The organism is Bacillus sp. FF-1 (genome assembly GCF_028548245.1).
Lineage (GTDB): Bacteria > Bacillota > Bacilli > Bacillales > Bacillaceae_G > Bacillus_A > Bacillus_A paranthracis.
Genome location: NZ_JAQQGG010000001.1, coordinates 64,626 through 78,978 on the forward strand (window position 1 = coordinate 64,626; position 14,353 = coordinate 78,978).

The 14,353-nt window shown below is 35.1% G+C and carries 15 protein-coding genes; 10 read left to right on the top strand and 5 right to left on the bottom strand.

The genetic code is table 11. The features are described from left to right. The first annotated feature begins 123 nt into the window (after nt 1-123). Entirely contained in the window at nt 124-774 is a 651-nt protein-coding gene (locus tag PQF83_RS00375; protein ID WP_001037221.1) for a hypothetical protein, read from the top strand. 101 nt (nt 775-875) lie between these two features. Here PQF83_RS00375 and cytK2 read toward each other — a convergent pair whose 3' ends face one another. Continuing rightward, the gene (gene cytK2, locus PQF83_RS00380) at nt 876-1,886 is read right to left on the bottom strand and encodes a beta-channel forming cytolysin CytK2 (RefSeq protein ID WP_000830619.1); all 1,011 of its coding nucleotides are present in this window, start codon (nt 1,884-1,886) and stop codon (nt 876-878) included. 315 nt (nt 1,887-2,201) lie between these two features. On the opposite strand from cytK2, the gene PQF83_RS00385 reads away from it, so the two are divergent. Beyond that, entirely contained in the window at nt 2,202-3,308 is a 1,107-nt protein-coding gene (locus tag PQF83_RS00385; RefSeq protein WP_000793754.1) for a metallophosphoesterase, read from the top strand. 213 nt (nt 3,309-3,521) lie between these two features. Further along, the gene (locus tag PQF83_RS00390) at nt 3,522-4,499 is read left to right on the top strand and encodes an HD domain-containing protein (RefSeq protein WP_000587044.1); all 978 of its coding nucleotides are present in this window, start codon (nt 3,522-3,524) and stop codon (nt 4,497-4,499) included. Between the two features lie 40 nt (nt 4,500-4,539). On the opposite strand, the gene PQF83_RS00395 is transcribed toward PQF83_RS00390, so the two are convergent. Both PQF83_RS00395 and PQF83_RS00400 read right to left on the bottom strand, forming a co-directional pair. Then, nucleotides 4,540-5,658 carry an anti-sigma factor gene (locus tag PQF83_RS00395; protein WP_000501930.1) on the bottom strand — a complete coding sequence of 373 codons (1,119 nt, stop codon included), beginning with the start codon at nt 5,656-5,658 and terminating at the stop codon, nt 4,540-4,542. Between the two features lie 5 nt (nt 5,659-5,663). Then, nucleotides 5,664-6,149 carry an RNA polymerase sigma factor gene (locus tag PQF83_RS00400; protein WP_000823993.1) on the bottom strand — a complete coding sequence of 162 codons (486 nt, stop codon included), beginning with the start codon at nt 6,147-6,149 and terminating at the stop codon, nt 5,664-5,666. A gap of 137 nt (nt 6,150-6,286) precedes the next feature. On the opposite strand from PQF83_RS00400, the gene PQF83_RS00405 reads away from it, so the two are divergent. After that, a complete protein-coding gene (locus PQF83_RS00405) occupies nt 6,287-7,189 on the top strand; it encodes an AraC family transcriptional regulator (protein WP_000446822.1) in 903 nt (300 codons plus the stop codon). A 360-nt stretch (nt 7,190-7,549) separates the two neighbouring features. On the opposite strand, the gene PQF83_RS00410 is transcribed toward PQF83_RS00405, so the two are convergent. Both PQF83_RS00410 and PQF83_RS00415 read right to left on the bottom strand, forming a co-directional pair. Beyond that, complete coding sequence (locus PQF83_RS00410) at nt 7,550-9,292, bottom strand: sensor histidine kinase (protein WP_001010473.1); 1,743 nt, start codon at nt 9,290-9,292, stop codon at nt 7,550-7,552. Nucleotides 9,293-9,301: 9 nt separating this feature from the next. After that, the gene (locus PQF83_RS00415) at nt 9,302-10,006 is read right to left on the bottom strand and encodes a response regulator transcription factor (protein ID WP_000272688.1); all 705 of its coding nucleotides are present in this window, start codon (nt 10,004-10,006) and stop codon (nt 9,302-9,304) included. Nucleotides 10,007-10,147: 141 nt separating this feature from the next. Here PQF83_RS00415 and PQF83_RS00420 point away from each other — a divergent pair, with 141 nt between their 5' ends. The 6 genes from PQF83_RS00420 (at nt 10,148) to PQF83_RS00445 (ending at nt 14,282) form a co-directional block, all read left to right on the top strand. Further along, on the top strand, nt 10,148-10,996 hold the full coding sequence (locus PQF83_RS00420) for a CPBP family intramembrane glutamic endopeptidase (protein WP_001067975.1): 849 nt from the start codon (nt 10,148-10,150) through the stop codon (nt 10,994-10,996). Between the two features lie 24 nt (nt 10,997-11,020). Beyond that, the gene (locus PQF83_RS00425; protein ID WP_000651701.1) at nt 11,021-11,359 is read left to right on the top strand and encodes a hypothetical protein; all 339 of its coding nucleotides are present in this window, start codon (nt 11,021-11,023) and stop codon (nt 11,357-11,359) included. Between the two features lie 25 nt (nt 11,360-11,384). Then, complete coding sequence (locus PQF83_RS00430) at nt 11,385-11,684, top strand: hypothetical protein (protein WP_001006054.1); 300 nt, start codon at nt 11,385-11,387, stop codon at nt 11,682-11,684. Nucleotides 11,685-11,695: 11 nt separating this feature from the next. Next, nucleotides 11,696-11,884: a hypothetical protein gene (locus PQF83_RS00435; RefSeq protein ID WP_000949419.1), complete on the top strand. Its 189-nt coding sequence runs from the start codon at nt 11,696-11,698 to the stop codon at nt 11,882-11,884. Between the two features lie 134 nt (nt 11,885-12,018). After that, nucleotides 12,019-13,284, top strand: a complete 1,266-nt coding sequence (locus PQF83_RS00440; protein WP_001233284.1) for a M48 family metallopeptidase — start codon at nt 12,019-12,021, stop codon at nt 13,282-13,284. A 95-nt stretch (nt 13,285-13,379) separates the two neighbouring features. Continuing rightward, nucleotides 13,380-14,282 carry a DMT family transporter gene (locus PQF83_RS00445; RefSeq protein ID WP_000469094.1) on the top strand — a complete coding sequence of 301 codons (903 nt, stop codon included), beginning with the start codon at nt 13,380-13,382 and terminating at the stop codon, nt 14,280-14,282. The last annotated feature ends 71 nt before the right edge of the window (nt 14,283-14,353 follow it).

Consider the following 14,353-nt stretch of genomic DNA (forward strand, 5'->3'; position numbering starts at 1 on the left):
CGCCTTATAAACTCTCCAACCTGGGTTGTTAGATAGTATTCACCTGTTATACAAGACGGATCATAATGAATGATTAAAAGTGAAGTAGACTTATTATGTAATTTATAAAGCGGAGGCAAATATATGAATAAATTAGGGTTTAGAGTTATTCGCGGAGAAGAGGGATATGGTCATTATTTTGGTGGAGACACTTGGAAACTTCCCATATGTCCACAATGTAATGAACAAGCGCATCAAATATTTACCTTTGATTTGAATGATTCTAGATTAGAGGAACTTAAGACAGATGAATTAAGAGAGTTGCCATTGATCACTTGTTTAAATTGTTCCTTATATGAAGATATACAAAATTTCAAAATAAATATAATGGAACGTTCTATACATACCGTTACTCAAAGTGAGATGTTTAATTGGAAGTATGAATTAATTGATAAAATACCAGTTCCTTTGCCGAAATATGATATGAAATTAATAACGATGGAGAATTATGATGTCCCTTGTGATGAAGATGAAAATGATCAAGCTTTTGATGCGATGGGAAGAGATTATATTTGTAGAATACTTGGAGCGCCCCTATACATAGACGATTTTATAGAGGCAACGTGTCCTTGTTGCTCGAAAAATATGAACTATGTGGCTATGTTGACCGGAGAAGATTATGGGAATGAAGGGGGACTTACAGGAGGAATAACTTTTCAAATAGGAGAGAGTTTTTTATACTTTTATCTATGTAAAGAATGTCTAATCATACAAACTTCCATGCAGAGCGCCTAAGTTTGTTCCGTAGTATTAAAAGTTTTATTTTAATGTGAAGAGAAAGAATTTGTTATTTAAATAAAAACCGAACCACCATCTAAATGGCGGTTCGGTTTTCTTTATTTTTTCTCTACTAACTTTTTATTCTTCCAATCTAGTGTAAACGATTTATTAAATGTTTTTTGATCAACATCTTTTACGTTGTTTCCAACCCAGTTTGCAGTTCCAAATGTGTAGCCTGGACGAAGTTGGTAGTCGTCGGCGTGTTTCGTATAAGCGACTTGTAAGTTAGATTGGTCTGTATTTTTTTCAGAGATAACAACAGCGATCATACCAGGAGAGAAACCGCTATTTGTTAATGCTGGAAGTTGATCCATCGGTATTAAATTACCTTTTGCATCAGATTCATATAGATATGTGCGAGAGTACATGAACAGTTGGTTTCCATATAAAGAATGGTAGGAATCACGTGTGTAAATCCCCCAGTTTTGATTGTTATATCCGTTAAAGAATACGTTCCATTTTACGTTTTTATTTGTTTGGTCAATTAAATTTGTTTTATAGCTTGTTTGTTTATAGCTTACAGAGTCAGACCAAGTTATTTGACCAGTTGCGCCAGCTTCAGCGCTAGGGCCATTTGGCGTTGCAGAAGCTTTAACAGAACCACCAAGTTGATATGATACACTAGATGTTACAGTCGTTTCTTCTACAGCATTTGTAGGTGCTACGTTAAAGAAACGAGCGCTATTATCTTGAAGATTAAAGGCAATATCATATTGTGAAGGATAGCGTAATGTTGCACTAGCGCCAGGGATTGGGTAGTTATCAATAGGCGCACTACTTATAGTAGGATTTGCTTTTAGAAAACTACCAGTTGTATTAATAACGGCAATCTGTTTATCAGCGCTTGGATCATCGATGAAAGTTACCTTTAAAGACATTGTCATATTATCAGTTTGATCATTATTAAATGTATTATAGCTCGTATGTGTTTTTGCATTTTGTCCGATATCTGTTACAACTTGTGACGTCGTTTGAGCGTAAGCAGCAGGTGTTGAAAGCACTAAAGCGCTACTAGCAAAAACAGCGGATAATGCTAAACATTTTAAATACGTTTTAGAACGTTTCATACAATCACTTCCTTTTATTTTTGTCGATATATGTCGTATTTCATTTATATCGTAACATGAAAATAAAGCGGAAGGCATGATTATGCATAATTGCATAGGTGAGTTTTGTATAATGAAATTTTATGAATTTTTATCAAGAGAATCGTCGCTGTATTGTTTATATATTCCTCCTCATCAACTCCCCCAACCTGCGTCGCAACAAACGCAATATCACTAAACAATTAGAGGTTTTTATTGTGAAGATCATTGTGCTTAATATTTACGCTATAAGTGCATAACAAGATATAATAGAAGAAATGAATAAGGAGGCTAGTTGTGAAGAATCTTCGTTATCTCAATATATTTACGATATTAATTATATACACACTACTTATGCTCTACATAGGCTGGAACGGCTGGGTTTGGCTTCATGCCGTATTTGGCTGGGAGTCTTGGGGATATTACGCTTTCATAGTTGGCTTCATTTCGTATGCGTACATTCTCGTGCAAGTGTTTAAGTTTTTGCCTTTCCTACGAACAATAGGTTCGATTTGGTTTGCGGTTATACAATACGCGCTTATGTTATTACCATTAGCTAATATTACAGTCTTTCTTTTACAGTTTTCAGTGGAGAAAGAAGCGGCAATTATTTGGACAGGGGCGGTTGTGTTAGCTGCATTTATTTTTATCTTTGCGTACGGAGTATTTAATGCATATAGCCCGGTAGTAAGAAAGTATGAGGTGCACATTCCGAAAAAAGTAGAGGGACGTAAAAGCTTACGCATTGCGATGGCTTCTGATATGCATTTCGGTAAATTATCTGGCGTTTCGCATTTGAAAAGGCTTGTTCGTCATGTAAATGAAATGGAGCCGGATATTATTTTACTGCCAGGTGATATTATCGATGATCATCCAGGTGTGTTCATTCAAAAAAATATGGGACATATTATGAAACAAATGACAGCTCCACTAGGCGTATATGGTGTGTTAGGAAATCACGAATATTACGGGCGAGCAGTTCCAGAATTCCTGCAAGAGATGGATAAGATCGATATTCGCATTTTATTAGATGAAGTAATTACAATTGAAGATCAGTTTTATCTCGTTGGAAGAAGAGATAAAACAGAGCGAGATCGCCAAAGTTTTGAAAATCTAATGAGTACAGTAGATAAAACGATGCCAGTTATCGCAATGGATCATCAACCATTCGAGTTAAAACAAGCAGCGGATGCTGGCGTAGATTTACTATTATCCGGTCACACGCACCGCGGACAAATGGCACCAAACCATATTGTAACGAGAAGAATGTACGAACTAGACTGGGGATACGCACAAAAAGGTGCATTTCACGCAATTGTTTCTTCAGGCTTCGGATTTTGGGGACCACCATTAAGACTTGGAAGTAGGTCGGAGATTGTGCAGGTGGAGGTTACGTTTGAATAAGTGTATGTAATAGAGAGCTAATGGCTCTCTATTTTTACAAATAAAAAAGGCTCCATATAAGGAGCACTCAATAAAAATAAATGAATTAAAACAAATAACAGACATGTATAATATACAACACTTATAATTGAAAATCAATATATTTGAATTTAATATTTTGTTGGTGTCGATTTCATAAAAGAGTTACGATTATAAGATAAAGGGGGATTATAAGTGATCATATCAGACGTGCTATACGGAGAATTTGAAGTGGATCCAGTAGTAGAAGAATTAATTGTAAGTAAGTCTGTGCAAAGGTTAAAAGGTATTCATCAAACTGGCGCAAGCTACTTAATAAATGAGGAATGGAATGTAACGCGCTTTGATCATTCAGTTGGTGTTATGTTGTTAGTGAAGAAACTCGGTGGTTCAGTAGAAGAACAAATTGCAGGTTTACTGCATGATGTATCACATACTGCTTTTTCTCATGTGATTGATTACGTTTTTGATAATAGAAATGAAAGTTATCATGAAGAGATATTTAGTTCTGTCGTGAAAAACTCAGAAATTCCAGCGATTCTTTCAAAGTATGGTTATAACTATGAAGAGATTTTGTTAGATGATTCGAAGTGGACATTACTGGAAAGGTCAGCGCCAGAATTATGCGCAGATCGAGTGGATTATACGTTACGAGATATGTATACATATGGGTATATTTCTTTAGAAGAAGCTCACAGTTTTTTAGAAGATGTAATTGAAGTAAACGGAAAAATGGTCCTTCAAAATATCGAAATAGCAGAGTGGTTTACAGAAACGTATTACAAAGAAGTCATCGATTTCTTTATGCAACCAATGAATATTTATGGAAATGATATGTTAGCAAAAACGCTAAAGTTAGCTCTACACAAAAAGGTTATTCATGCAGATGATTTTCTTCTTGAAGATGATGAGCTAATTTCGAAATTGCAGCAATGTAGTAATCCAGAAGTACATGCTTTAGTAAGCAAAGTTCATCCGAATGTAAAAGTAAAAGAAGATAAAAACGATTATGATTTGTATCAGAAAAATAAAGTACGTCTTATTGATCCACCGTTACTTTGTGAGGGGGAAGTCGTTCCATCGTCTGTTGTGTCAGAAAACATAAGACAGATGAGTGATAGCGCTTATGAAAAAGCGGTGAGAGGGATGTATGTGAAAGTGATTTCGGATTAAAAAGGAGAGCATCACTCCTAGATGCTCTCCTTTTCCCACATCACTGATCAAACCAATTCCAAACCTCAATATCTCCAAGAGTCGCATAACGAACGTGAGGCGAGTTTTGTAATTTTAATAACTCTTTCGATGGTCCGGTAATGACGATCCCGTATACTTTTACACCGTTCTCTTTTACATACTCATAACGCTTATCTAAGTTCAGCTCTTTTTCAGGAGTCCAAGTAGTTTTACTTACAGTTTCTTTATGTGTAGAAAGAATACGCATCATTTCGATTACTTCATCTTCTTTTGTCTTCGGTCGTTTTGCTTCATTATCAGGGAGATTTATATGTTCTGAAAATCCGATAACCTCTCCGCCATGTAGGATGAAATCTTCTTCATCTATTCTTTCTTGCCCTGTGTCTAAAGCGTACCATATAGGAGTGGGCGGCATTTCTTGTGCTTCAAATGTGCTATATAGAATGGATGCTAATTCTTGTAAAGTGTAAGGTTTGTCAAAAGATATCGCTACTTCTGCAACGGTGCCCTCATGTATCTTTCCGAGTGTACTCCAAACTTTTTTAGAGATTTCTTTCAAATGATCATCTTGCTTTATTTTTGGATGAACAAAGGAAAGTTTGTTGGAATAGGGTTTATTTGCCCATGATTGATTTGTGTCAGTTACAGATGATAAGAAGCTACGCGTTGTTACTGTACCAATTGGCATTTCTTTTTTACCGACCGTTTTAACTAAATTCATTTCAATTTCTGTACGGAAAAAGGGTTTAATCTTTGTACTGCCTCCAGTGGAACGACTATTTGGAATTGTTGCTTCTAGTGCGAGTGCTGGGATTTCATCTACTTCGACTAACTTTTTCATATTATAGAAGTAAAGAGAAGATGAAAAATGGCCGACAAAATAGATTGCAATACAAACGGCAAGGACAAAACTAACGGTTTGCCAACGTTGTTTCCATTTTATTTTCCAAAACGGAACTTTCAGGTTTTGTGGTGGTAGTTTTTTCTTTATTGTTTCACTTTTTGAAAGCAATTGATCTAAGTAAGCCTCGCATTCTTCACATGTCTCAATATGACTTTCCAACAGTTTCTGTTCATCATGCGTGAGCGTTCCGTTTTCGTACTTCTCCCATAGTTTTTTAAATTCTGTACAACCCATCCGTATCACTCCTTTATGCTTTTCATTTCTTTTCGACCACGGTGTAATTCAATTTTCACTTTCGCTAGTGAGAGACCGGTCATCTCTGCTATTTCTTTATATGAGAATCCGTAGTAATCTCGTAGTAACAGAACATTTCGTCTTTCAAGCGGAAGAGAAGATAAACCTTCTAACCAACTAGCAATCTCATGTTTTATGAAATAAGAGTGCTCTGTACTTGGCACGTTTGGTAAATGGAATTCTGTAATTGTCGTCGTTTTATATTTTTTCTCTTTTCGATACCAATCGATAAAGGCGTTGTAGGCAATTGTAAATAACCACGGTCTAATTTCTTCGCCTTTGTAATAGTCAATATGGACGAGCATGCGGTAAAAGGTTTCTTGCATGAGATCTTCAGCAAAATGGGAATCTCCGGTTAGGGAGAGAAGATAGCGAAATAAATCTTGCATATGTTCTGAGTAAATTTCTTCTAATGATTGTTTACGTTTCACTACATTTCCCTCCCTTCATACATAACAACGAAAAACATATAAAAAAGTTACAATTTTTTATGGAATTATAGTAAAAAACGTCAAGAATTGGATAAGATTCTCTTTTATCATAATACATATAAGGCGGGTGAACAGAGATGGAAAGCTATGAAACACAAATTCAAAGGTCCATTGATTATATCGAGGAAGATGTAATGGAAAAACAGACGCTGCGTAAGTTAGCTCGCATTGCAGGTTTTTCTGAGTCGCATTTTCATCGTGTATTCCAGGCGTTAGTAGGTGATACGGTAATGGAGTATGTTCGGAAGAGGAGGTTAGCCCGGGCAGCTTATCAACTCTCTCATACGGATGAAAAAATTATTGATATCGCATTTGAACATGGCTTTCAATCTCACGAAACGTTCACGAGAGCCTTTAAAAAATTATTTCAAATGACACCGAGTGAATATCGAAAGCAGGAAATAGAAACACCGATGTATTACAGCGTGAATGTAAAGCAAAGAAAATTAAATCCGTATTTAGGAGGCATACAAATGGAATATCGTATTGTAAATAAACCGGAATTTTTAGTGGCGGGTTATGAACTGAAGACGACAAGTAAAGAAGGGAAGAACCATCAAGACATTCCAGCATTTTGGCAAGAATATTTACAAAAAGATCTTGGAACGACAATTCCGAATCGTAAAGATACGAGCCAATGGGTAGAGCTTGGATTATGTACTGATTTTAATTTAGAAACAGGGGACTTCACTTATATTATCGGAATGGAAGTCACAGACTTTGAAAATGTACCAAATGAAATTGCAAAGCGCACGTTCCCGGCAGCAACATATGCGGTATTTACAACGCCGAAAGTTCCTCATGAAGAAATGGTATCGTCTATTCACCAAACGTGGAATGCAGTATTCTCAGAGTGGTTCCCGCATTCAGGATACGAACATTGCGGCGTTACAGAGTTTGAATTATACGATGAGCGTTGTCACGAAGATAAAAGTGAGTTCGCTCAAGTAGAGCTTTGGATACCGGTGAAGAAGAAGTAATAGAGTAAGAGCGAATCATTGGGAGGTGGTTCGCTTTTTTATTTCGTGAAATTTCAATTGGTCTGGAATCGTTGTTTTTCAGGAGCTTTGCATATAAGATGGGGTGCTATAGTTGTTGATTTTTGTCGATAAGCCGATATATTTAGAAAATCGCTGATATAATTTGAGTTGCGCCGATATATTTAGAAAATCGCTGATATAATTCGAGTTGCGCCGATATATTTGAAAAATCGCCGATATATTCGCAAAATCGCCGATATAATTTCATATACCGCTAAAACAACTCAGAAAGATGGTCTATATCATTTCATATACCGCTAAACTCTTCCAAAAAAGAAAAGACGCCACAAAGCGCCTTTTCTACGAACGAAACGGAAACACAAGTATAATCGTCGTTCCTTTTCCAAGTTCACTATCAATAGAAATCGTTCCGTTATGAGCATGAACGAGCTGTTTTGTAATGGCGAGGCCAAGTCCAGTTCCAATGTTGCTTTCTTCTGTATTTGTTCCTCTGTAATATCGCTCAAATAGAAGCTCTTTCGTTTTATCATCCATTCCTTTTCCGTTATCTGAAATAGAGAGTGTAAATGAAGTAGCGTTTTGCGAAAGTTTTACGATGACATTAGTCGTTTCATTATTATGTTTTACAGCGTTTGCGAGTAAGTTTTCAATAATACGCTGGAACCATTTTTCTTCAATGAAATATTGAATTTTATTTGAGCTTGGTACGAATTCAATATTTTGATTTTGAAGTGTCGGATTATTAATGAATTGTAATAATACTTTTTGGACGAATTGATTCATTTCAATGTTTACATGCTGCGCAGGAAGACTGTTATTTTTTAATTGATACGTTAAGCTTAAGTCATCAATTAGTGTGGTCATATATTGAGATTTCTCTTTCATAACGCTGCCAAATTGCTGAATGTCACGATCGGTCCAGTTATACTGTTTTGATTCTAGTAATAATGCGTAGCCGTATATAGAACTTAGTGGTGTTTTTAAATCGTGCGTTAGACCAGTAATCCATTCTTCACGTGTTTGCTGCAGTACTTGCCTCATCGCATCATTTTTTTTGAGTGTAATAGAAAGGTGCTCTAGTGAATTTGTAACATCACTAAATAAGCGGAATGACCATTTTTCTTTACCAGATTTCCTGAACCTGATAGGTTTTCCTTTTTTACTAACAGGCTCTTCGTACTTTCCACCAGCTATGTTTTTAAGCCAGCGCATCGCATGTAATAACGGTTTTCCAAATTTATTACCGTACCAAATAGAAAGAATGACTAAATAAACAAATACGATAAGAAGGATTAATCCGCATCCGATTAGAAACTTTTTAGCAAATACATCGTCTATTTCATCATCTGGGTAGTAGTACTCATTTTTGGCAGTTACAACGAGAAGATGATTGCTATTTGTGTCGTAAAAGCTAGACGTGTTTTCTTTATGGTTCCACGGTTCCTTTTCGCTAAGAGCAGCTTGTATGACAGAAAACGTTTTTTTCTTTCCATCTGGATAGGAGAATACTTCTTCGCCGCCACTATTAAAGATTTGAAGAGTAGCCTTTTCTTTAGAAAGTAACTGTTTTTCTTCTTCTGTTAATGCGAATGAATCTGTAGATACAGAAGGGTGCTCTTTCTGTATCGTTTTCAGTAATACATTGCTTTTTAACATACCGCCGTAAATAACAAGTACGTTTTTTTCTTCTAATTCAATTTCCCAATATGTAAATGTATAAGGACTTTCTATGTGATTCTGTATATACGAGAATAAAGATGTTTTCGTATAAGATGTCGGTACGTCATTTGGCGTATTAAAGTGATAGAGAACTTTTCCGTTTTCCTCTACAACTTGAATCCAATCATTTTTCTCTTTAATTAAGTCTTTTACTTCAGCTTTTAACGAAATATTGCCATCTTCTGAAGAGATGTATCTTGCAATCATAAAATTTTCAGCATCTGGAATGTTTGGTTCGTATGAAGTACTCGTAACAAGAAAAATTAAATACGTGAATGCAGTTACTACAGCAATCAGTAATGTAACTAAAACAAATACGTGTTGCATGATAAACTGGATAATAAGTCGTTTATTAAAGTTCATATCGTCACCCTACTTTGTAATGAACTTATAGCCAAGCCCGCGAACGGTTTTTATATATTCTGGTTTACTTGGGTCTTGTTCGATTTTTTCACGTAGTTTTCGAATGTGGACCATAACGGTATTGTCATCGCCATTATAGGCAGGTGCTCCCCAAACTTTCTCGTATATTTCTTCTTTTGAAAATACGTAGTTCGGATTCTCGCAAAAGAAGAGTAATAGCTGAAATAGCTGGGCGGAACATTCGACAACACGCCCATTTACTGTAAGCTCTGCGGAATATCGATCAATTTTAAATCTACCAAATGAACTGGATTGTGCTTTTTGTTCGTGTGGCATAACTTGCTTCATATGTCTTCGGAGTTGTGCTTTCATACGAGCTACCACTTCAAGTGGATTAAATGGCTTCGTAATATAATCATCTGCACCGTGTGAAAATCCAGATATTTTATCTAAATCAGATGTTTTAGCTGTGAGGAAGAAGATAGGACAATCTGTTTTTTGACGAATGATTGGACAAATATCAAAACCAGATTGTCCAGGAAGCATGACATCTAAAATAATTAAATCGTAATCGTTTTGCTGAGTGAGAGATAAAGCTATTTCAGCGGATGTTGCAGTTGTAATATGAGAAAAACCTTCTTTTTCAAGAATGGTAGTTAGTAATTGTAAAATTGCTGTTTCATCATCAACGAGCAAAATATTTGCTTCATACATAAAAAATCCCTCCTAATTTCCTCGAATATCATATCATCTTTCGGTAACTTATGGAATTTTTAAGGAAATTTTAAGGTTTTCTTTCTCAAAAAATTAAGAATCAAATGATATGATAAAAGTAACATAGGGGAGGAGATGAGTGTGAATCCGTTTCAAACGATGCGAGCTAGATATTTTTTAATTGTATTTGCACTATTAACTGTAGTTGCAAGAGCCAGTAATGAATTGATAGAAAATACATTTCATATGCAAAATTCTACTTTTATAAATATTCTTATATTCTATATCCTGCCGATTACGTGGATTTATTTTGAGTATAAAAAACACCGTGTTTCATTTTCATTATTTATTAATAGAAATGAAACATTTAACCTGGTGCAAGTTTTATACATTACGATCATGTTATGCGTGTTTAGTTATGGATATCTTATTTTGTACATGTATAGCTTTGCATGGATTACACCGACATTTATTATGAACGCATTACGCGAACCGATTATGGATAGCACTGGAGGATACGTTTATCAAGTTATTATGGTCGTATTCATCGCACCAATTATTGGGGAATTTGTTTTTCGCGGATTTTTACTGCAACGCTTCGCAGCAAAATGGGGAACGAGTATAGCAATCATTGTTGTAGCAATATTGTTTGCATTGTTACATGTTGATTTCCTAGGTGCAATTGTATTTAGCGTTGTACTATCAATCGTATATATTCGTACGAATAGTTTACTCATGCCAATCGCTATTCACATGTTAAACAATGCATTTGTAATCGGTGCTTCTTTTTTAATAAATAAAGAAGAGATAATGAGTTTTACAGATTTCTCAAATTATACGACGTTCTTTCCAGGACTTATTATTTTTATAACAGGATTAAACTTAGTACTCATCTTTTTATTTGTTAACCGCAAATATTGGAGTAAAGAAATGCCCGCTATATATGTAGAGCAGGAAAAAAGCTTTTCAGACGTAGTGGGGAGTAAATGAGATGAAAAAGACGATTGAAAAATATTGAAAGATATTATAGATGCTACGTCTATTACAGATATATGTGATAAAAGCGTTTGTCATTGGCTGCAACCTGTAGTAGATACGATTGTGTTTCCGGAGTATTACTTATTTTCTAGTACTCATGTAAAAGAAAATATTATTTCTCTTCTCATTGTGTTAGGGGTTTTACTACTATTTGGTCTAATTGTAGAAGAAATGATGAAGCGCATCTTCAGAAAAAATGAAGAGAAGTATATGTGGATTCATAAAATATTCGGGAAAGTAATAGTGTCTTTCCTTTTGTTTTATAGTATGAAAATAATCATTTACTTTATAGCTTTGAAACATCATTCATTCTAAATTTGAAAGGGATGTATAAAATTATATGAATGAAACAATATCATCAAATAAGTTTTTTTATTTGATTGTGCTGAGCATAGTACTAATAACGACAGTCAACGTTATTCTTCGCTGGGAGGAAGCTTATTTCTTTATGTATTTAGCGCTTCATTTGTTAGGAATTCTATGTATCAGTGGCGGCGTAGTTGCTGAAAAAAAGAGTGAAGAAAGCGTTAATTATATGTGTGTGACCGGCCTTATTTTACTTTTAGCTGTACAAGGGATTATGAAATATAGTTCTTTTTCTCTGCAAGATTTTAGCTTATTAATGGATGTACTTCCTTAAGGAGGTACGTTATGTTATCTAAGAAGCAAATAGGATATGTACTAGTTTTAATTGGATTTTTTACGCTTATTGTAACGACGTTATTTTTTCAGGACTATGAATATATACGCTATATAAAAGGCGCTGGTTTAATATGCTGGGTTGTAAGTACGTTTCTTATCCCAGATTATGAACCGAAGAAAGCGTCTAAAGGTAGGTAAAACTCTTCTATTTGTAGAAGAGTTTTTTTATGTAAATAAAAGGATCTCGAGCAATTCGCGTAATAAGCTTGTTCTAATTTAGCACGTACGAACTTACAATAATAATAGACAGGCAGCATAGAGGAGGGAATAGCGTGAGGAAGGTTATCGGGTGGTCGCTTTTTTTGTACGTTGGGTTTGCGTTATTTATATATTGGTATTTATTTGGATGGAATCATGAACTAATTCCTGACATGTACAAAGGAACGAGTGCAGATCCAGAAACGTTTATGAATGCAAGAGAGCTTACGCTAAGCCAAGATTATTCGCGCGTGAAAAATTTACTGTATTTTTTAGCGACGCCTCTTGAATGGATTATTTTATTATTTGTACTTGTGCTCGGTATTTCAAAAAAGTTTGAGAAATGGTCGAAGGAAACGACGAAAATAAGTGTCCTGCAAGTTGCGATTTATTTCTTTTATTTATCACTACTTACAACAGTTCTTGCCCTGCCGATGCAATGGATTAGCCGAAAAGTTTCTGTTGATTACGGCATTTCAACGCAAAGTACACAAAGCTGGATAAAAGATCATGTTATCGGTTTTTGGGAGAGCTATGCGACGATGTTAATTGTAGTTACGGTTCTTCTATGGCTTATTCGCAAATTCCCGAAGAGATGGTGGTTAGCAGGGTGGGCACTCTCTGTTCCGTTTACAATCTTTTTAACATTTATACAGCCTGTCGTGATTGATCCACTTTATAACGACTTTTCGACGCTGAAAAATAAAGAATTAGAAACGAAAATTTTAGCGATGGCAGACAAAGCCGATATTCCAGCGAAACATGTATATGAAGTCAATATGTCGGAAAAAACGAATGCGTTAAATGCATATGTAACAGGAATAGGACTTAACTCGCGCATTGTAATGTGGGATACAACGCTAAAGCAATTAAAAGATAAAGAGATTTTATTTATAATGGCTCATGAAATGGGGCATTATGTTATGAAACATATATATTGGGGCGTTGCGAGTTATGTGTTGCTATCGTTTATAGGGATGTACCTCATTAGTCGTATTATCAATATGTGTATTCGAAAATGGGGGGATACGCTGCAAATGTCAAAAGCAGCATGTTTCTCAATTTTACCTTTATTTTTCTTAATTTCTTCTGTCCTCTCTTTTGCATCACAGCCAGCAACAAACTATGTTTCTCGTATAGAAGAACGAGCGGCAGATCAATACGCTCTAGATATGACGAAGGACGGGAAATCTGGTGTAAAAACGTTTCAATATTTATCAAAAACGAGCTTAAGCCAAGTAAATCCGCCTGCGTTAGTAAAGTTTTTCTTATATACACACCCACCAATTTTTGAAAGAATTCATACGTTTGAACAATATGAAAAGGAAAAGAAGCGGTAGTGTACTGCTTCTTTTTTTATGCGTTATTCGAGTTTTGGAAAATTATAGTGTATAATATATGGAATATTCAGTGAAATGTTTAGGAGGTTAATATTTTGTTTCATTCAAAATCAATGCCGGCTATAAAAATGATCCTTTCGATGTCTATTTTCGGATCAATTGGATTTTTCTCTGTTCAAACAGGTTTACCGTCTTTTGAATTAGTATTCGTTCGTTGTATTTGTGCGACTATATTTTTAGCATTATGTTGGCTCGTAACAGGACAATATAAAAGTGAGCAATGGAATAAAAAAGAAGTCATGCAAATATTAGCATGCGGTGTATTTCTCGTTTTTAACTGGGTATTTCTATTTAAAGCATTTGAAGTTATGTCGATTACAATTGCGATTTCAGTTTATCATCTAGCACCCATTATCGTATTAATGATTGGTAGTATTGTATTTAAAGAGAGACTTACAATGTTTGCTGTTTTGTCCATTGTTATTTGTTTTATCGGTACAGTGTTAGTGGCTGGAGTAGATGGAAGTCTATCACTTGAAAAACTGATGTCATCTGGCATGGTATGGGCACTACTTGCGGCACTATTTTATGCTTTTACCACTTTATTAGGAAAAGGAATTCAGCATACGAGCGCCTATGCGATGACATTTTTACAAACATTTTTAGGTATATTTTTATTGCTACCATTCGTAGACTTTGGCAAGTTTCAAGGGTTAACAGAGATGAATTGGATGATGATTACAGCGACAGGTCTTATACATACGGGATTTGTATATTACTTATTTTTTGACAGTTTAAGAGATTTATCGACGAGATTAATTTCTGTATTAGTGTTCTTAGATCCTGCGGTTGCAATACTATTAGATACAGTCTTTACCGGGTTTAGACCGACTAGTATGCAAATAGTAGGAATTGTTCTTATATTTGTAGGAATGGCATTTACTTTTCGAAAAACAAAGGGTGAAAAAATAGTAGTAGAAGAAAAATTATATTCTTAATTGTAAATAATTAGTTCGAAATAAATTTATAATTTTCAGATTTATTATATAATATAATTTGCAGGGAAATA

Bases quoted from the DNA above. Each gene is read 5' to 3' on its own strand.
- PQF83_RS00375 (WP_001037221.1), top strand. From the start codon at position 124: ATGAATAAATTAGGGTTTAGAGTTATTCGCGGAGAAGAGGGATATGGT.
- cytK2 (WP_000830619.1), bottom strand. From the start codon at position 1,886: ATGAAACGTTCTAAAACGTATTTAAAATGTTTAGCATTATCCGCTGTT.
- PQF83_RS00395 (WP_000501930.1), bottom strand. From the start codon at position 5,658: ATGGGTTGTACAGAATTTAAAAAACTATGGGAGAAGTACGAAAACGGA.
- PQF83_RS00405 (WP_000446822.1), top strand. From the start codon at position 6,287: ATGGAAAGCTATGAAACACAAATTCAAAGGTCCATTGATTATATCGAG.
- PQF83_RS00410 (WP_001010473.1), bottom strand. From the start codon at position 9,292: ATGAACTTTAATAAACGACTTATTATCCAGTTTATCATGCAACACGTA.
- PQF83_RS00415 (WP_000272688.1), bottom strand. From the start codon at position 10,006: ATGTATGAAGCAAATATTTTGCTCGTTGATGATGAAACAGCAATTTTA.
- PQF83_RS00430 (WP_001006054.1), top strand. From the start codon at position 11,385: ATGAATGAAACAATATCATCAAATAAGTTTTTTTATTTGATTGTGCTG.
- PQF83_RS00435 (WP_000949419.1), top strand. From the start codon at position 11,696: ATGTTATCTAAGAAGCAAATAGGATATGTACTAGTTTTAATTGGATTT.